At 66.9% G+C, this 18,310-nt stretch carries 11 protein-coding genes, 3 rRNA genes and 1 pseudogene; 13 read left to right on the top strand and 2 right to left on the bottom strand.

All coding sequences use genetic code 11. From position 1 onward, the window contains the following. Window positions 1-45: 45 nt before the first annotated feature. On the bottom strand, window positions 46-426 hold the full coding sequence (locus QF030_RS17900) for a metallopeptidase family protein (RefSeq protein WP_307163674.1): 381 nt from the start codon (window positions 424-426) through the stop codon (window positions 46-48). Window positions 427-789: 363 nt separating this feature from the next. Here QF030_RS17900 and QF030_RS17895 point away from each other — a divergent pair, with 363 nt between their 5' ends. From QF030_RS17895 to QF030_RS17855, 9 genes and pseudogenes are all read left to right on the top strand, one after another. Continuing rightward, window positions 790-1,209 carry a DUF3499 domain-containing protein gene (locus QF030_RS17895; RefSeq protein ID WP_307163673.1) on the top strand — a complete coding sequence of 140 codons (420 nt, stop codon included), beginning with the start codon at window positions 790-792 and terminating at the stop codon, window positions 1,207-1,209. Window positions 1,210-1,297: 88 nt separating this feature from the next. Beyond that, a pseudogene (locus tag QF030_RS17890) lies at window positions 1,298-2,169 on the top strand (L-lactate permease); the annotation flags it as partial. A 134-nt stretch (window positions 2,170-2,303) separates the two neighbouring features. After that, window positions 2,304-3,668, top strand: coding sequence for a phosphomannomutase/phosphoglucomutase (locus QF030_RS17885; protein ID WP_307163672.1), 1,365 nt, complete (start codon window positions 2,304-2,306; stop codon window positions 3,666-3,668). A 149-nt stretch (window positions 3,669-3,817) separates the two neighbouring features. Continuing rightward, complete coding sequence (locus QF030_RS17880) at window positions 3,818-3,988, top strand: Trm112 family protein (RefSeq protein ID WP_078890202.1); 171 nt, start codon at window positions 3,818-3,820, stop codon at window positions 3,986-3,988. 190 nt (window positions 3,989-4,178) lie between these two features. Continuing rightward, window positions 4,179-5,312 (top strand): SIS domain-containing protein, encoded by a 1,134-nt coding sequence (locus QF030_RS17875; protein ID WP_307163671.1) that lies wholly within the window; start codon window positions 4,179-4,181, stop codon window positions 5,310-5,312. A 9-nt stretch (window positions 5,313-5,321) separates the two neighbouring features. Next, complete coding sequence (gene manA / locus QF030_RS17870) at window positions 5,322-6,485, top strand: mannose-6-phosphate isomerase, class I (RefSeq protein WP_307163670.1); 1,164 nt, start codon at window positions 5,322-5,324, stop codon at window positions 6,483-6,485. 125 nt (window positions 6,486-6,610) lie between these two features. Next, window positions 6,611-7,591, top strand: a complete 981-nt coding sequence (locus QF030_RS17865; RefSeq protein WP_307163669.1) for a cation diffusion facilitator family transporter — start codon at window positions 6,611-6,613, stop codon at window positions 7,589-7,591. Between the two features lie 323 nt (window positions 7,592-7,914). Next, a complete protein-coding gene (gene ahcY, locus QF030_RS17860; RefSeq protein WP_307163668.1) occupies window positions 7,915-9,372 on the top strand; it encodes an adenosylhomocysteinase in 1,458 nt (485 codons plus the stop codon). A 207-nt stretch (window positions 9,373-9,579) separates the two neighbouring features. After that, window positions 9,580-10,191, top strand: coding sequence for a hypothetical protein (locus tag QF030_RS17855; protein WP_307163667.1), 612 nt, complete (start codon window positions 9,580-9,582; stop codon window positions 10,189-10,191). A 17-nt stretch (window positions 10,192-10,208) separates the two neighbouring features. Here the strand turns inward: QF030_RS17855 and QF030_RS17850 are convergent, their stop codons facing one another. Then, complete coding sequence (locus QF030_RS17850) at window positions 10,209-11,330, bottom strand: RDD family protein (protein ID WP_307163666.1); 1,122 nt, start codon at window positions 11,328-11,330, stop codon at window positions 10,209-10,211. A gap of 130 nt (window positions 11,331-11,460) precedes the next feature. Between QF030_RS17850 and QF030_RS17845 the strand changes: the two genes are divergently transcribed. The 4 genes from QF030_RS17845 (at window position 11,461) to rrf (ending at window position 18,214) form a co-directional block, all read left to right on the top strand. Beyond that, entirely contained in the window at window positions 11,461-12,468 is a 1,008-nt protein-coding gene (locus QF030_RS17845) for a stage II sporulation protein M (RefSeq protein ID WP_307163665.1), read from the top strand. 574 nt (window positions 12,469-13,042) lie between these two features. Continuing rightward, window positions 13,043-14,568: ribosomal RNA gene (locus QF030_RS17840) — 16S ribosomal RNA — on the top strand. Between the two features lie 316 nt (window positions 14,569-14,884). Next, window positions 14,885-18,006, top strand: a 23S ribosomal RNA gene (locus QF030_RS17835). A gap of 91 nt (window positions 18,007-18,097) precedes the next feature. Continuing rightward, window positions 18,098-18,214 (top strand): 5S ribosomal RNA (rrf, locus tag QF030_RS17830). Together the 16S, 23S and 5S rRNA genes form the textbook arrangement of a ribosomal RNA operon. Window positions 18,215-18,310: the final 96 nt, after the last annotated feature.

The raw sequence follows: 18,310 nt of genomic DNA, 5'->3' as shown, positions 1-18,310 counted from the left end.
GGGGCTGTCCGGGAACGCCGGAGGAAGGGCGCGGTGGGGGCGGGCTCAGTCCTCGCCGTAGCGTGGGTCCACCGTCTCCGGCGTCAGCCCCAGCAGCTCCGCGATCTGCTCCACGACCACCTCGTGCACCAACGCGGCCCGCTCGTCCCGCCCCTTGGTGCGGATCTCGACCGGCCGCCGGTAGACGACGACCCGCGCCCGCCGTCCCTCGCGCGCGGGAATCGTCCCGCCCAGCGGTACCGCCTCGTCGTTCCACGGTTCCGGTGCCGCGTCCAGACGCGGCACCTCCAGCACCAGGAAGTCCATGTCGGCGAGCTGCGGCCACCGCCGCTCCAGCCGTTCCACGGAGTCCTGCACAAGATCCGCGAACACGTCGGCGCGACTGGCGGCCAAGGGGACCTGGGGCGGCGCGATCGGCCCTCGCATGCCCCGGCCGTGGCGGTCGCGACGGCGGGGTCCGGGGCCTGCGGCGGGGGGCGGTACGGGGCTGTCCATCACTACTGAAGCGTAGTCCCCGCCGTGACCCGGCGCCCGGCCCCACACGGCGACCCGACCGACACCTGCCACCGCGCCCTCCGTGTCGCGGGATGACCATTCCAGCCAAGGTTGGGCTCGATTCCGTATCTCTCCGAGACCGGTGAACTCATCGCAATTGATGCCGTTTGTGTCGAGTGGTGACTACGAGTCGAGCTCTTCCTGTGCTCGAGGACTGGTGTCCGCGCAGGTCAGCGAGGTATGACTGGAGAGGCCCGTGGGGCGTTTCACAACACGACACGGTGGAGTGACCTGGTGGAGAGTCGTCGCGGCCCGCTCAAGAGTGCGGTACCGTCCAACGTCGTGAGCCCTGTACGTCGCTGTTCGCGCACTGCCTGCGGCCGACCCGCCGTCGCGACGCTGACGTACGTCTACGCCGACTCGACCGCGGTCCTCGGCCCGCTCGCGACCTACGCCGAACCCCACTGCTACGACCTGTGCGCCGAGCACTCCGAGCGCCTCACCGCCCCGCGCGGCTGGGAGGTCGTCCGGCTCCTCGACGGTTCGGCTCCGGCACGCCCCAGTGGTGACGACCTGGAAGCGCTTGCCAACGCCGTCCGCGAGGCGGCCCGTCCGCAGCAGCGCGCGGCCGGGGCCGGCGGCGGACGCGCGATCGACCCGATGGAGGTCGCGCGCCGCGGCCACCTCCGGGTGCTGCGCTCGCCGGACAACTGAGCCGGTTCCCTCCTCCAGGCGTTCCCTCCTCCAGCCGGATCCCTCCGCTCGTCTGCAGGGACCGACGCACGCCCAGTGACGCGCGGTTGTCGCGGACACGACCTTCCTGCCGTTGGACATCGTTGCGTCGGTGGTGGGCCGTCAGGCCCCGCTGGTCGCCCTCGCCGTACCGCTCGTCCTGGCCGGTCTCGTGGACGGCCGACGATGCCTGCGCGAGACATGGGTTCCCGCCCTGGCGTGTGGAACCGCTTTCACCGTCGCCCAGTTCGCACCCGTCAACTACGCCTCTGCCCGACTCGCCGAAATGGGCGCCGCCTTGGCGGGCGCGCAGCACTGGCCGCCGTACCGCACACGCGCGTGCCCGCCGTCGAAGCCGTACGCGCATCGGCCCTGACGGGCACCCACAGCGAGGAGTTGGTCGAACGGGACCCACCGCCGAGATCGTGCGCGCCTACGCCCCTCCGCGTTGATCGTCGTGACCTTCTCCGTGGCCCAGATCCCGCCGGTCGAGAACCGGCTCGCGCAGAACGGCATGCGGACCTACGACTGGCCCTTCCCCGACGTCGCGAACCTCTCCGGACAGGCCGCCACCAGCGGCCACTTCGTGGCGGCGACCGGCGCCGGCCTCGCCTTCCTCTCCCCGGTGCTCGGCCGGTTCGGCGTCGCCGTCTCCGGCTCGGACACCTCCGCCGACGCGCTCTTCGGCGCCCTCCAGGTCACCGCGGCCGCGAGTCGCGTCTGCCCCGGAGCCGCCGGCCGCCGCCGACAGCCCCGGCGGTGTCCTCGGCAAGATGATCTCGCCGCGGAACCTGGCCATCGCGTGCTCCGCCGTCGGCCTCGCGGGCCGGAAGGGCGACCTGCTGCGCAAGGTGCTCACCGTGGAGCCTCGGACCGCTCCTGGTCATGTGCCTGATCGTGATCGGCCAGAGTTCACCCGTGCTGGACTGGATGCTGCCGTAGCCGCGGCCCCACCTCGCAGGACGCCGAGGAACGGCGGCACGGGTACGTCTGTGGGTCCATTGGGCGGCCCCGCCGCGGGCGCAGATCCGGCCCGGGTAGTTTGTGGTGACCCAGAGACTCCAGGAAGGCTGGCCGTGGCTGCTGATCTGTCACAGATCGTGAAGGCGTACGACGTACGCGGGGTGGTCCCGGACCAGTGGGACGAGTCGCTGGCCGAGCTGTTCGGCGCGGCCTTCGTCCGGGTGACCGGCGCCCGGGCGATCGTCGTCGGCCACGACATGCGCCCTTCCTCGCCCGCCCTGTCCGGCGCTTTCGCGCGCGGGGCGGCGGCCCTCGGCGCACACGTCACCGAGATCGGCCTCTGCTCGACGGACCAGCTGTACTACGCCTCGGGCACACTCGACCTGCCCGGCGCCGTGTTCACGGCCTCGCACAACCCGGCCCAGTACAACGGCATCAAGCTGTGCCGCGCGGGCGCCGCCCCGGTCGGCCAGGACACGGGCCTGACGGAGATCCGGGAACTGGTGGAAGGCTGGATGGACTCGGGCGCCCCCGCACCCGCCCCGACCCCGGGAACCATCACCACGGCCGACACGTTGAAGGACTACGCGGCGCACCTGCGCGCACTCGTCGACCTGACCTCCGTCCGCCCCCTGAAGGTCGTCGTCGACGCGGGCAACGGCATGGGCGGCCACACCGTCCCCACGGTCTTCGACGGTCTGCCCCTGACGCTCGTCCCCCTGTACTTCGAGCTGGACGGCACCTTCCCCAACCACGAGGCCAACCCCCTGGACCCGGCGAACCTCGTGGACCTCCAGAAGCGCGTCCGCGAGGAGTCCGCCGACCTCGGCCTCGCCTTCGACGGCGACGCCGATCGCTGCTTCGTCGTCGACGAGCGCGGCGAGCCGGTCCCCCCGTCCGCGATCACGGCCCTCGTGGCCGCCCGCGAGCTCGCGCGCAACGGCGGCAGGGGCACGATCATCCACAACCTGATCACCTCCTGGAGCGTCCCGGAGGTGGTGAGGGAGAACGGCGGCACCACCGTCCGCACCCGGGTCGGCCACTCCTTCATCAAGGCGGAGATGGCCCGCTCCGGCGCGATCTTCGGCGGCGAGCACTCCGCCCACTACTACTTCAAGGACTTCTGGAACGCCGACACGGGCATGCTGGCCGCCCTCCACGTCCTCGCAGCCCTCGGCGGACAGGACGGCCCGCTCTCCTCCCTGGTCGCGGAGTACGACCGCTACATCGGCTCCGGCGAGATCAACTCCACGGTCGCCGACCAGGCCGACCGCATCGCCGCGATCAAGGCGGTCTACGGCGACCGCGAGGACGTCACCCTGGACGAACTCGACGGCCTGACGGTCACCGCCGCCGACTGGTGGTTCAACGTCCGCCCCTCCAACACGGAGCCGCTCCTCCGCCTCAACGCGGAAGCCCGCGACGAACCCACGATGGCCAAGATCCGCGACGAGGCACTGGCCGTCATCCGAGCCTGAAGCCCCCACGGGGTCCCGGACCAGCGGTACCGCAGGCGGTGTCCCGCCCGGCCTCGTCCCGCCTCACCCGGTCCCGCCCAACTCCCACGCCCCAACCCCACCAGCGGTACCCTGACCAGGCACATCCGCACACCCCGAAGGGACACCCCATGCCGCTCGAAGCCGGCCTCCTGGAGATCCTCGCCTGCCCCGCCTGTCACTCCCCCCTCGAGGAGCAGGACACGGAGCTGATCTGCACGGGCCAGGACTGCGGCCTGGCCTACCCCGTCCGCGACGGCATCCCCGTCCTCCTCGTCGACGAGGCCCGCCACCCCGCCTGACAACGCGCCGCGCGACCGCACCGCACCCCGCACCAGCACCCGCGCCGCCCACGGCCCGCCGGCGTTCCCCGGACCGAGCACCCGGCGCCCGGCCGCAACCGCGCCGAGCACCACGCCTCCCCGGCGACGCCCACGCCACACCCCCGGCCCCGCACACCGACGACGCCCCAGGCGATCGGAGACTGCCGACATGCTCGACGACTCGTTGCTCGACACGCCGGAGGCCCTGGCCGAGGCCGATCACCGGGCGCTCCTGCGCGGCGCGGCCGAGGCCGGCGCCCGCGTCCGCACCGCCGCCCGGTACGCGGCCGAGGCCGGTGTCCACGACCTCCAGCCGGACGGCCGCCCCCGCGCGATCCTCATCGCGGGCCCCGGCGCGGCGGCCACCTGCGTCGCCGACCTCCTCGGCACGCTCGCCGGCGCCGCCTGCCCCGTCATCCGGCTGACACCCACCGGCGTCGCCCCCGCCGCAGGCGCCCTGCGCTGGGAACTCCCCGGCTGGGCGGGCTCCGTGGACCTTCTCCTCATCGCCACCCCCGACGGCAGCGAGCCCGGCCTCTCGCTCCTCGCCGAACAGGCCTACCGCCGCGGCTGCACGGTCGCCGCCGTGGCCCCCGCCGACTCCCCGCTCACCGAAGCGGCAGGCGCCGCCCACGGACTGTTCGTGCCGCTCGCGACCGCACCGTACGAACAGGACGAGGGAGTACCGGACGCGGCCTCCGCCCCCGGAATCCTCTGGGCCCTCCTCACCCCTCTCCTCGCCCTCCTCGACCGCGTCGCCCTGCTCTCCGCCCCGCCCGAGGAGCTCGAACGGGTCGCCGACCGGCTCGACCAGGTCGCCGAACGCTGCGGCCCCGCCGTCGCGACCTACAGCAACCCGGCGAAGACCCTGGCCGGCGAACTCGCCGACTCCCTTCCGGTGATCTGGACCGAAGGCACCTCGGCAGGCCCCGCGGGCCGCCGCTTCGCCGCCGCCCTCGCCGAACTCGCCGGCCGTCCCGCCCTGGTGGCCGAACTCCCCCAGGCCCTCGCCGAACACAACGCGATCCTCGCCGGCCCCCTCGCCGCCAGCGCCGACCCGGACGACTTCTTCCGCGACCGCGTCGAGGAAGCACCCGCGCTGCACGCGCGCGTGGTGCTGCTGCGCGACCGTCCCATCGGCGGCCTCACCGCCGCCTCGGCCGCCCGTGAACTGGTCCTCAGCCACGACACGCCGATCAGCGAACTCGAGCCCGAAGAGGGCGACGAACTCGTCACCCTGGCCGAACTGATCGCCACCACGGATTTCGCCGCCGTCTACCTGGCACTCGCCTCAGGAGCCTGAGAGAACCGCATGGACCGCCTCGACAACACCGTCCGCCCCTACGCCTGGGGTTCCCCCACCGCGATCCCGCACCTGCTCGGCACCGAGCCGACCGGCGAACCGCAGGCCGAGATGTGGATGGGCGCCCACCCGGGCGCACCCTCACGCACGGACCGAGGCACCCTCGTCGAGATCATCGAGGCCGACCCGCAGCAGGAACTCGGCGCGGCGACGGTCGCCAGGTTCGGCCCCCGCCTCCCCTTCCTCCTCAAGATCCTCGCCGCCGGCGCCCCCCTCTCCCTCCAGGTCCACCCCGACCTGGAACAGGCCGAGAAGGGATACGAGGACGAGGAGCGCCGCGGCGTCCCCGTCGACGCACCGCACCGCAACTACAAGGACGCCAACCACAAGCCCGAACTCATCTGCGCCCTCACCGAGTTCGACGGCCTGTGCGGCTTCCGCGCCCCCTCGCACGCGGCGGACCTCCTGGACGGCCTCGGCGTCGACTCCCTCAAGCCGTACGTCGACCTCCTGCACGCCAAGCCGGAGGAAGCCGCCCTGCGCGAGGTCCTCACCGCGATCCTCACGGCCGACCGCGAGGAGATGGCCCACACCGTCGCCCGGGCGGCAGCCGCCTGCGACCGCCTCGGCGGCGACTACGCCCCCTACGCCGGCATCGCCCACCACTACCCCGGCGACCCCGGCGTCATCGCCGCGATGCTGCTGAACCACGTCAGACTCCAGCCCGGCGAAGCCCTGTTCCTCGGCGCCGGCATCCCGCACGCCTACCTCGACGGCCTCGGCGTCGAGATCATGGCCAACTCCGACAACGTGCTGCGCTGCGGCCTCACCCCCAAGCACGTCGACGTCCCCGAACTCCTGCGCATCGTCCGCTTCGAGCCCGCGGACCCCGGCGTACTGCGCCCCGAAGCCGCCCCGGACGGCGAAGAGGTCTACGACACCCCCATCGACGAGTTCCGCCTGTCGCGCTACGTCCTCTCGCCCGGCGCCTCCGCCCACGACCTCACCCTCCCCACCCCGCAGATCCTCCTGTGCACCGCGGGCGCCGTCCGAGCGGGCGAGCACGAGCTGACACCCGGCACGTCTGTCTTCGTCCCCGCGGGGCACAAGGCCGAAGTGACCGGGGCGGGTACGGTCTTCCGGGCCACGGTCGTCGTCGGACCACCGTCGTGACGACCTGACGCACCGCTGCCGAACAGGGCTGCAAGAATGACCCCCCGGCAAAGGACGGGCAAAGCCGAAGAAGGCGCCCCGCCCTGCACGGCGTACGCACGTAGGCGAAGGGACAACGCGAAAACATGAGCGCGTCAGGCGGCACCAAGGCGATCGTGGCGGCACTCGGGGCCAACCTCGCGATCGCGGCATCGAAGTTCGTGGCGTTCGCGTTCAGCGGCTCGTCGTCGATGCTCGCCGAGGGCGTGCACTCGCTCGCCGACTCCGGCAACCAGGCCCTGCTCCTCGTCGGAGGCAAGAAGGCCCAGCGCGAGGCCACCCCGCAACACCCCTTCGGCTACGGCCGCGAGCGCTACATCTACGCCTTCCTCGTCTCCATCGTCCTCTTCTCGGTCGGCGGCATGTTCGCCATCTACGAGGGCTACGAGAAGATCAAGCACCCGCACCAGATCGAGCACTGGTACTGGCCCGTCGGAGTCCTCGTCTTCGCGATCATCGCCGAGGGCTTCTCCTTCCGTACGGCCATCAAGGAGTCCAACCCCCTGCGGGGCGACCACTCCTGGAAGGAGTTCGTCCGCCGCGCCAAGGCACCCGAGCTTCCGGTCGTCCTCCTGGAGGACCTGGGCGCCCTCGTCGGCCTGGTCCTCGCGCTCGGCGGCGTCGGCCTGGCACTGCTCACCGACGACGGCGTCTGGGACGGCATCGGCACCCTCTGCATCGGTATCCTCCTCGTCCTCATCGCCCTCGTCCTCGCCGCCGAGACCAAGTCCCTCCTCCTCGGCGAGGCCGCGAGCACCGAAGACCTCCGGAAGATCGAGGCGGCGGTCGTCGACGGCGACACCGTCACCCGCGTCATCCACATGCGCACCCTCCACCTGGGCCCCGAGGAACTCCTGGTCGCCGCCAAGATCGCCGTCCAGCACGACGACACGGCCACCCAGGTCGCCACCGCCATCAACGCTGCCGAGTCCCGCATCCGCACCGCGGTCCCGATCGCCCGCGTCATCTACCTCGAACCCGACATCTACAGCGAGGCCGAGGCCGCCAAGGGCTCCGACCCCGAGGCGGCTCCGGGCGGCCCCACACAGCACCCGACAGAGCACTGACCCGCACCACCCCCGACAGGGCCCGCCTCGCCAGGCGGGCCCTGTCGCGTCTCTCCCTCACCGACCGTGATCGGCGCGATCTGATCGGAGACGGACTGGGGCCGTCCCGCCACTCCGGTGTAGCTTGGAACGGAGCCAGACGTCGCTGCTGATGGCGGTCGGGCGGTCCCAGTGCGGACCGTCCGAGGGAGAGAGGGCCTCCGACGGACTGCGCTGCGCGCACGTGGGCATGCCTGTGCCCTTCTTCGGGCACCCCTGTGTCCGCCGCCGCGCAGACCAGCCGTACCCACTCTCTCGACCCACACCCCGAGGAGCAGCTCACCATGACGACTGTCGACAACCGACAGGACTTCAAGGTCGCCGATCTCTCCCTGGCCGCGTTCGGCCGCAAGGAGATCACCCTGGCCGAGCACGAGATGCCCGGCCTGATGTCGATCCGCAAGGAATTCGCCGCCACCCAGCCCCTCGCCGGCGCCCGGATCATGGGCTCGCTGCACATGACCGTGCAGACCGCCGTCCTGATCGAGACCCTGGTCGCCCTCGGCGCCGAGGTCCGCTGGGTGTCCTGCAACATCTTCTCCACCCAGGACCACGCGGCCGCCGCCGTCGCCGTCGGCCCCCACGGCACCCCCGAGGACCCGCAGGGCGTCCCGGTCTTCGCCTGGAAGGGCGAGACCCTGGAGGAGTACTGGTGGTGCACGGAGCAGGCGCTGACCTGGCCGAACAGCCCCACCGGCGGCCCGAACATGATCCTCGACGACGGCGGTGACGCCACTCTCCTGGTCCACAAGGGCGTCGAGTACGAGAAGGCCGGCAAGGTCCCCTCCGTCGACACCGCCGACAACGACGAGCACCGCGTCGTCCTCGAGCTCCTCAACCGCACCATCACCGAGGGCTCGCAGAAGTGGACGCAGCTCGCCTCGGAGATCCGCGGCGTGACCGAGGAGACCACGACCGGTGTCCACCGCCTGTACGAGATGCACCGGGACGGCACGCTGCTGTTCCCGGCGATCAACGTCAACGACGCCGTCACCAAGTCGAAGTTCGACAACAAGTACGGCTGCCGCCACTCCCTGATCGACGGCATCAACCGTGCCACCGACGTCCTCATCGGCGGCAAGACCGCCGTCGTCTGCGGTTACGGCGATGTCGGCAAGGGCTGCGCGGAGTCGCTGCGCGGCCAGGGCGCCCGGGTGATCATCACCGAGATCGACCCGATCTGCGCGCTGCAGGCGGCGATGGACGGCTACCAGGTCACCACGCTCGACGAGGTCGTCGAGACGGCCGACATCTTCATCACCACCACCGGCAACAAGGACATCATCATGGCCGCCGACATGGCCCGGATGAAGCACCAGGCCATCGTCGGGAACATCGGCCACTTCGACAACGAGATCGACATGGCCGGTCTCGCCCGGATCCCCGGCATCGTCAAGGACGAGGTCAAGCCGCAGGTCCACACCTGGACCTTCGCGGACGGCAAGGTCCTCATCGTGCTGTCCGAGGGCCGCCTGCTCAACCTGGGCAACGCCACCGGCCACCCCTCCTTCGTGATGTCCAACTCCTTCGCGGACCAGACCCTGGCCCAGATCGAGCTGTTCACCAAGCCCGAGGAGTACCCGATCGACGTCTACGTGCTGCCCAAGCACCTCGACGAGAAGGTCGCCCGCCTCCACCTGGACGCACTCGGCGTCAAACTCACCACGCTGCGCCCCGAGCAGGCCGCCTACATCGGCGTCGAGGTCGAGGGGCCCTACAAGTCGGACCAGTACCGCTACTGATTCCGCAGCTCCACCCGCTGACAGCGCGTCCGTGCACTGACTCCGTGCACCGACCCGCTTCTCAGCACCAGGTACGTCCTCCGAGGCAGGCCCCCGCACCCCCGTGCCGGGGGCCTGCCCCTTCGGCCCACGGCCGCATCGGCCGTCAGTCTGCCCGGCCCGCCCGTCGAGACGGACCCGCCCAGCCCGTCACACTCCAGGACCCCCATGCCCCGCGGCCGATATTCGCTCCACGATCCGCACGATCACACCCCTCTCGCAGACGAGCACTTCCACTGCGCCCCCGGCCCCTCCGGCTGGCGTTACGTCTCTCAACTGACCACCCCCACCGGCGAACACACCGGCTCCGTCGACCTCACCCTCGACGACCTCGGCCGCCCCCTCCGCCTCGAACTCCACGCGAGCAGCTGGCAGGTGCGCGGCGCGGCCCTCGACGGCGTCACCTGGGTCCGCACCGACCCCACCGGCACTGAGGCGACAGAAGGCAACGTCCCCGCCCACGCCTTCACCGGCACGTCCCCCGCGTTCCTCGTCGCGACCAGCCGGCTGCTACGCCTCACCCCCTCTTCCTCCACCTGGGTACGCCTCGTGGCCTTCACCGATCCGGTGCTCGCCCCGCGCACCGTGGACCAGTCCTGGACCTTGCTGGGAAGCGAAACACACGCCACTGACAACGGCCCCCTGACCGTGGACGCATACCAGGTCACAGCCCTGGACACCGGGGAACAGCACGCGGTGCACATCGCCGGGGACGTCGTCCTCGCAGCCCCCGGCATCGAACTGGAAGACCTCGAGACCCCCCCGTCGACCTTCGACTGAAACCGCTCCGAAGGCGACTACGCCGGCGGCACGAACCCAGTCGCCGGGCCCGGGGACGGATCGGCGGCCGCCCCCTCCACCGGCACCGCGGAGCCGTCCGCCGACGGAACCCCAGCAGCCGCAGCGGACGACTGCACAGGAGCAGGCCCGTGCCCCACCGGCGCCCCGTACGGCGGTGCGTACGACACCGGAGGCCCGTAGGGCGTATGAGCCCCATACGGCACGGACTCCCCGTACGCCACCGGCGCCCCGTACGGCACGGACTCCCCGTACGCCACCGGCGGCCCGTACGGCGTGTGCGGCCCGTACGGCACCGGCGGGCCGTAACCCCCGGGCGCACCGCCCACAGCTCCGGCTCCACCCTCACCCACAGGCCATCCCGCCACCCGGCCGTTCGCGAAGGCCCGTCGCGCTTCCCGAACCTGCCGCTCCTGTACCACCGCCGCCAGATACGCGGCCGCCGGAACCCCTTGCGGTACCGGCGTCCCCGTACACGCGGCGAGATCTCCCGCCAGCCGCTCCGCCATCGACTGGCCGACCTGCGGATCCAGCTGGTACATCCGCCCCAGGTACTGGCGGACGGCCAGCCACAGCCCATCAGGCACGGACGAAAGATCAAGTGCCTGGAACCGTCCCGCCAGCCAGGGAGGAGGGGGAGGGACGAAACCGGACCGCGCCACAGGCACACGTTCCCGAACCACCAGCGTCCCGGCGAAGACATCCCCGAGCCGGCGCCCCCGCGCCGACACGAGCGAGGCGATACAGGCCACCACTCCGATCGTCAGGAGGATCTCCACCACACCGAGCGCACCCCGCACCAACGCGTGCCGGAACCGGATCGGCCCACCGTCGTCCCGCACCACCCGCAACCCGCACGCCATCTTCCCGAGCGACCGCCCGTGGCTGAGCGTCTCCACCGCGATCGGCCCGCCCACCAGCACCAGCAGGAACATCGCGATCGACAGCGCGATCTGTGCCGCCTCGTCCAGGGAAGCGGTCGCCGCCACCAGAGCGATGCTCACGACGACATAGACGACGAAGACCACGACCAGATCCAGCAGCACGGCCAACGCCCGGCTGGGCAGCCTGGCAGGCCGCAGCTCCAACGCCACAGCCTCACCCGTCACCAGCTCGCTCACGCCCGTCGTCCCTTCCCCGGCCCACCCCTGGAACGACCAGTCTGCCAAGCTGAAGGCACATCGCGCCGCAGTACGACAAGCTGACATCCATCACCGGCCGCCGACGAACAGCCGAGGAGCAGGCACACCGATGGACCTCGACGTCTTCGTCTCCGCCCACAGAGCCGAATGGGACCGTCTCGACGCCCTTCTGCTCCGTCGGCGCGGCCTCACCGGCGCCGAGACCGACGAACTCGTCACCCTCTACCAGCGCACCGCCACCCACCTGTCCCTGATCCAGTCCAGCGCCCCCGACCCGCAGCTCACCGGTCGGCTCACCCAACTCGTGGCACGCGCGCGCAGCGCGGTCACGGGAACCCGGCGCGCTTCATGGCGCGACGTCACCCGCTTCCTCACGCAGGGCTTTCCCGCAGCGGTCTACAGGGCACGCCACTGGTGGGTGCCCACGGCGCTCGTCTCCACCGCCGTCGCCGTCTTTCTGGGCTGGTGGATCGGTACCCACCCGGAAGTCCAGTCCTCCATAGCGGCCCCCGAAGAACTGCGCGAGCTCACCCGACCCGGCGGCCTGTACGAGACGTACTACTCGAGCCACCAGGCCGCGGCGTTCGCCGCCCAGGTCTGGACGAACAACGCCCAGGCCGCCGCCATGTGCCTGGTCCTCGGGGTCTTCCTGGGCCTGCCGGTCCTCTGGATCCTCTTCCAGAACATGCTCAACCTCGGTATCGGGGCCGGCCTCATGTCCTCGGCAGGCCGGCTCGACACCTTCCTCGGCCTCGTCCTCCCGCACGGCCTGCTCGAGCTGACAGCGGTCTTCGTCGCGGCCGGCACCGGGCTCCGCCTGGGCTGGACGGTCATCGACCCGGGCCCACGCACCCGGCGCACCGCGCTCGCCGAAGAGGGCCGAGCCGCGGTCGGCATGGCGATCGGCCTCGCGCTGGTCCTCTTCGTGTCCGGCGCCATCGAAGGCTTCGTCACCCCGTCGGGCCTGCCGACATGGGCCCGCATCACCATCGGCATCACAGCCGAACTGGTCTTCCTCGCGTACGTCTACGTCGTGGGCGGCAGAGCCGCCCGAGCTGGTGACACGGGCGACGTCGAGGCCACCGAGCGCAGCGCCGCGGTGCCGACGGCCGCTTGATGTGCGGACGGCCCCGCCGGGCTGCTAGTCTCCTCTTCGCCCCACAAGAGCCGTTGACACGGAGCGCGTGGGGAGGTAGATTCGAACAGTTGCCTGGAACTGGACAACGTCCGGTCGGCAGCGGTTAGTATCTGTCAGCCTCTTGAATCCAAGATTCAACAGAGGCACTCCCGATAAGTCGGAAAATGAATGGCCGGTCAGACCGGCCAGAAACTTCTGATAAAGTCGGAACCGCCGGAAAGGAAACCGCGAAACAAAAGCGGGAACCTGGAAAGCACCGAGGAAATCGGGTCGAGAAAAGATCTGATAGAGTCGGAAACGCAAGACCGAAGGGAAGCGCCCGGAGGAAAGCCTGAGAGAGTCTCTCGGGTGAGTACAAAGGAAGCGTCCGTTCCTTGAGAACTCAACAGCGTGCCAAAAATCAACGCCAGATATGTTGATACCCCGTCCCCGGCAGTGATAGCCGAGGATGAGGTTCCTTTGAAACAAAACACAGCGAGGACGCTGTGAACGGCCGGGCTTATTCCGCCTGGCTGTTCCGCTCTCGTGGTGTCGACCGGATTACCGGTAAACATTCACGGAGAGTTTGATCCTGGCTCAGGACGAACGCTGGCGGCGTGCTTAACACATGCAAGTCGAACGATGAACCACTTCGGTGGGGATTAGTGGCGAACGGGTGAGTAACACGTGGGCAATCTGCCCTTCACTCTGGGACAAGCCCTGGAAACGGGGTCTAATACCGGATAACACTTCCACTCGCATGGGTGGAGGTTAAAAGCTCCGGCGGTGAAGGATGAGCCCGCGGCCTATCAGCTTGTTGGTGAGGTAATGGCTCACCAAGGCGACGACGGGTAGCCGGCCTGAGAGGGCGACCGGCCACACTGGGACTGAGACACGGCCCAGACTCCTACGGGAGGCAGCAGTGGGGAATATTGCACAATGGGCGAAAGCCTGATGCAGCGACGCCGCGTGAGGGATGACGGCCTTCGGGTTGTAAACCTCTTTCAGCAGGGAAGAAGCGAAAGTGACGGTACCTGCAGAAGAAGCGCCGGCTAACTACGTGCCAGCAGCCGCGGTAATACGTAGGGCGCAAGCGTTGTCCGGAATTATTGGGCGTAAAGAGCTCGTAGGCGGTCTGTCACGTCGGATGTGAAAGCCCGGGGCTTAACCCCGGGTCTGCATTCGATACGGGCAGACTAGAGTGTGGTAGGGGAGATCGGAATTCCTGGTGTAGCGGTGAAATGCGCAGATATCAGGAGGAACACCGGTGGCGAAGGCGGATCTCTGGGCCATTACTGACGCTGAGGAGCGAAAGCGTGGGGAGCGAACAGGATTAGATACCCTGGTAGTCCACGCCGTAAACGGTGGGAACTAGGTGTTGGCGACATTCCACGTCGTCGGTGCCGCAGCTAACGCATTAAGTTCCCCGCCTGGGGAGTACGGCCGCAAGGCTAAAACTCAAAGGAATTGACGGGGGCCCGCACAAGCAGCGGAGCATGTGGCTTAATTCGACGCAACGCGAAGAACCTTACCAAGGCTTGACATACACCGGAAAGCATTAGAGATAGTGCCCCCCTTGTGGTCGGTGTACAGGTGGTGCATGGCTGTCGTCAGCTCGTGTCGTGAGATGTTGGGTTAAGTCCCGCAACGAGCGCAACCCTTGTTCTGTGTTGCCAGCATGCCCTTCGGGGTGATGGGGACTCACAGGAGACTGCCGGGGTCAACTCGGAGGAAGGTGGGGACGACGTCAAGTCATCATGCCCCTTATGTCTTGGGCTGCACACGTGCTACAATGGCCGGTACAAAGAGCTGCGAAACCGTGAGGTGGAGCGAATCTCAAAAAGCCGGTCTCAGTTCGGATTGGGGTCTGCAACTCGACCCCATGAAGTCGGAGTTGCTAGTAATCGCAGATCAGCATTGCTGCGGTGAATACGTTCCCGGGCCTTGTACACACCGCCCGTCACGTCACGAAAGTCGGTAACACCCGAAGCCGGTGGCCCAACCCCTTGTGGGAGGGAGCTGTCGAAGGTGGGACTGGCGATTGGGACGAAGTCGTAACAAGGTAGCCGTACCGGAAGGTGCGGCTGGATCACCTCCTTTCTAAGGAGCACTTCTAAGCCTGTCCCTTCGGGGGCCGGTTCAGAGGCCAGTACATCGGCGTACGTCCGGTGCTGGTTGCTCATGGGTGGAACGTTGATTATTCGGCATTTTCAGTCATCTCGGGCTGCAAGTACTGCTCTTCGGAGCGTGGAAAGCTGATCACGAGTGGCTGGGGTGCCGGGCACGCTGTTGGGTATCTGAGGGTGCGAGCGTTGCTCGTCCTTCTGATGCCGGCCCCAGTGAACTCCAGCTCAGGTTGGGGGTGATGGGTGGCTGGTCGTTGTTTGAGAACTGCACAGTGGACGCGAGCATCTGTGGCCAAGTTTTTAAGGGCGCACGGTGGATGCCTTGGCACCAGGAACCGATGAAGGACGTGGGAGGCCACGATAGTCCCCGGGGAGCCGTCAACCAGGCTTTGATCCGGGGGTTTCCGAATGGGGAAACCCGGCAGTCGTCATGGGCTGTCACCCATACCTGAACACATAGGGTATGTGGAGGGAACGCGGGGAAGTGAAACATCTCAGTACCCGCAGGAAGAGAAAACAACCGTGATTCCGGGAGTAGTGGCGAGCGAAACCGGATGAGGCCAAACCGTATACGTGTGAGACCCGGCAGGGGTTGCGTGTACGGGGTTGTGGGATCTCTCTTTCACAGTCTGCCGGCTGTGAGACGAGTCAGAAACCGTTGATGTAGGCGAAGGACATGCGAAAGGTCCGGCGTAGAGGGTAAGACCCCCGTAGTCGAAACATCAACGGCTCGTTTGAGAGACACCCAAGTAGCACGGGGCCCGAGAAATCCCGTGTGAATCTGGCGGGACCACCCGCTAAGCCTAAATATTCCCTGGTGACCGATAGCGGATAGTACCGTGAGGGAATGGTGAAAAGTACCGCGGGAGCGGAGTGAAATAGTACCTGAAACCGTGTGCCTACAAGCCGTGGGAGCGTCGCGCATCGAGTTTACTCGGTGCGTCGTGACTGCGTGCCTTTTGAAGAATGAGCCTGCGAGTTTGCGGTGTGTTGCGAGGTTAACCCGAGTGGGGCAGCCGTAGCGAAAGCGAGTCCGAATAGGGCGTTTCAGTAGCACGCTCAAGACCCGAAGCGGAGTGATCTAGCCATGGGCAGGTTGAAGCGGAGGTAAGACTTCGTGGAGGACCGAACCCACCAGGGTTGAAAACCTGGGGGATGACCTGTGGTTAGGGGTGAAAGGCCAATCAAACTCCGTGATAGCTGGTTCTCCCCGAAATGCATTTAGGTGCAGCGTCGTGTGTTTCTTGCCGGAGGTAGAGCACTGGATAGGCGATGGGCCCTACCGGGTTACTGACCTTAGCCAAACTCCGAATGCCGGTAAGTGAGAGCGCGGCAGTGAGACTGTGGGGGATAAGCTCCATGGTCGAGAGGGAAACAGCCCAGAGCATCGACTAAGGCCCCTAAGCGTACGCTAAGTGGGAAAGGATGTGGAGTCGCACAGACAACCAGGAGGTTGGCTTAGAAGCAGCCACCCTTGAAAGAGTGCGTAATAGCTCACTGGTCTAGTGATTCCGCGCCGACAATGTAGCGGGGCTCAAGCGTACCGCCGAAGTCGTGTCATTGCAGCAATAGGGCCAACGCCCGCTGTGATGGGTAGGGGAGCGTCGTGTGCCGGGTGAAGCAGCACCGGAAGGTAGTTGTGGACGGTTCACGAGTGAGAATGCAGGCATGAGTAGCGATACACACGTGAGAAACGTGTGCGCCGATTGACTAAGGGTTCCTGGGTCAAGCTGATCTGCCCAGGGTAAGTCGGGACCTAAGGCGAGGCCGACAGGCGTAGTCGATGGATAACCGGTTGATATTCCGGTACCCGCTGTGAAGCGTCAAACATTGAACCAGGCGATGCTAAGTCCGTGAAGCCGTTCCGGACCCTTCGGGGAATGGAAAGTGGTGGAGCCGACGGACCAGACTTGCAGTAGGTGAGTGATGGGGTGACGCAGGAAGGTAGTCCATCCCGGGCGGTGGTTGTCCCGGGGTAAGGGTGTAGGACGGTGTGTAGGCAAATCCGCACACCATGAGTCTGAGACCTGATGCCGAGCCGATTGTGGCGAAGTGGATGATCCTATGCTGTCGAGAAAAGCCTCTAGCGAGTTTCATGGCGGCCCGTACCCTAAACCGACTCAGGTGGTCAGGTAGAGAATACCGAGGCGTTCGGGTGAACTATGGTTAAGGAACTCGGCAAAATGCCCCCGTAACTTCGGGAGAAGGGGGGCCATCACTGGTGAGAGGACTTGCTCCTCGAGCTGGGGGTGGCCGCAGAGACCAGCGAGAAGCGACTGTTTACTAAAAACACAGGTCCGTGCGAAGCCGTAAGGCGATGTATACGGACTGACGCCTGCCCGGTGCTGGAACGTTAAGGGGACCGGTTAGTCACTCTTCGGGGTGGCGAAGCTGAGAACTTAAGCGCCAGTAAACGGCGGTGGTAACTATAACCATCCTAAGGTAGCGAAATTCCTTGTCGGGTAAGTTCCGACCTGCACGAATGGCGTAACGACTTCTCGACTGTCTCAACCATAGGCCCGGTGAAATTGCACTACGAGTAAAGATGCTCGTTTCGCGCAGCAGGACGGAAAGACCCCGGGACCTTTACTACAGTTTGATATTGGTGTTCGGTTCGGCTTGTGTAGGATAGGTGGGAGACTTTGAAACGTGGACGCCAGTTCACGGTGAGTCGCCGTTGAAATACCACTCTGGTCGTGCTGGATGTCTAACCTGGGTCCGTGATCCGGATCAGGGACAGTGTCTGATGGGTAGTTTAACTGGGGCGGTTGCCTCCTAAAGAGTAACGGAGGCGCCCAAAGGTTCCCTCAGCCTGGTTGGCAATCAGGTGTTGAGTGTAAGTGCACAAGGGAGCTTGACTGTGAGACCGACGGGTCGAGCAGGGACGAAAGTCGGGACTAGTGATCCGGCGGTGGCTTGTGGAAGCGCCGTCGCTCAACGGATAAAAGGTACCCCGGGGATAACAGGCTGATCTTCCCCAAGAGTCCATATCGACGGGATGGTTTGGCACCTCGATGTCGGCTCGTCGCATCCTGGGGCTGGAGTCGGTCCCAAGGGTTGGGCTGTTCGCCCATTAAAGCGGTACGCGAGCTGGGTTTAGAACGTCGTGAGACAGTTCGGTCCCTATCCGCTGCGCGCGCAGGAATATTGAGAAGGGCTGTCCCTAGTACGAGAGGACCGGGACGGACGAACCTCTGGTGTGCCAGTTGTCCTGCCAAGGGCATGGCTGGTTGGCTACGTTCGGGAGGGATAACCGCTGAAAGCATCTAAGCGGGAAGCCTGCTTCGAGATGAGTATTCCCACCCCCTTGAGGGGTTAAGGCTCCCAGTAGACGACTGGGTTGATAGGCCGGATGTGGAAGCCCAGTAATGGGTGAAGCTGACTGGTACTAATAGGCCGAGGGCTTGTCCTCAGTTGCTCGCGTCCACTGTGTTGGTTCTGAAACCACGAACGGCCCCATGCCATGGTCACGGTATGGTGCGGCTGCATGAGTTTCATAGTGTTTCGGTGGTCATAGCGTAAGGGAAACGCCCGGTTACATTCCGAACCCGGAAGCTAAGCCTTACAGCGCCGATGGTACTGCAGGGGGGACCCTGTGGGAGAGTAGGACACCGCCGAACAAATATTACGGGAAACCCCCGCACCTCACGGTGCGGGGGTTTTCTGCGTTCGGGGGGCACTGTTGTTTTAACGGGCTCTCTCTCGCAAAAGAGTCC

The organism is Streptomyces rishiriensis (assembly GCF_030815485.1).
In the GTDB taxonomy this organism is placed as follows: domain Bacteria; phylum Actinomycetota; class Actinomycetes; order Streptomycetales; family Streptomycetaceae; genus Streptomyces; species Streptomyces rishiriensis_A.
This window is presented reverse-complemented; position numbering and strand designations above follow the sequence as displayed.

What these genes read in the sequence shown, in the direction of transcription:
- QF030_RS17900 (WP_307163674.1), bottom strand. Translation starts at nt 426, where the DNA reads ATGCGAGGGCCGATCGCGCCGCCCCAGGTCCCCTTGGCCGCCAGTCGC.
- QF030_RS17880 (WP_078890202.1), top strand. Translation starts at nt 3,818, where the DNA reads ATGCCGCTCGAAGCCGGCCTCCTGGAGATCCTCGCCTGCCCCGCCTGT.
- QF030_RS17875 (WP_307163671.1), top strand. Translation starts at nt 4,179, where the DNA reads ATGCTCGACGACTCGTTGCTCGACACGCCGGAGGCCCTGGCCGAGGCC.
- manA (WP_307163670.1), top strand. Translation starts at nt 5,322, where the DNA reads ATGGACCGCCTCGACAACACCGTCCGCCCCTACGCCTGGGGTTCCCCC.
- QF030_RS17865 (WP_307163669.1), top strand. Translation starts at nt 6,611, where the DNA reads ATGAGCGCGTCAGGCGGCACCAAGGCGATCGTGGCGGCACTCGGGGCC.
- ahcY (WP_307163668.1), top strand. Translation starts at nt 7,915, where the DNA reads ATGACGACTGTCGACAACCGACAGGACTTCAAGGTCGCCGATCTCTCC.
- QF030_RS17855 (WP_307163667.1), top strand. Translation starts at nt 9,580, where the DNA reads ATGCCCCGCGGCCGATATTCGCTCCACGATCCGCACGATCACACCCCT.
- QF030_RS17845 (WP_307163665.1), top strand. Translation starts at nt 11,461, where the DNA reads ATGGACCTCGACGTCTTCGTCTCCGCCCACAGAGCCGAATGGGACCGT.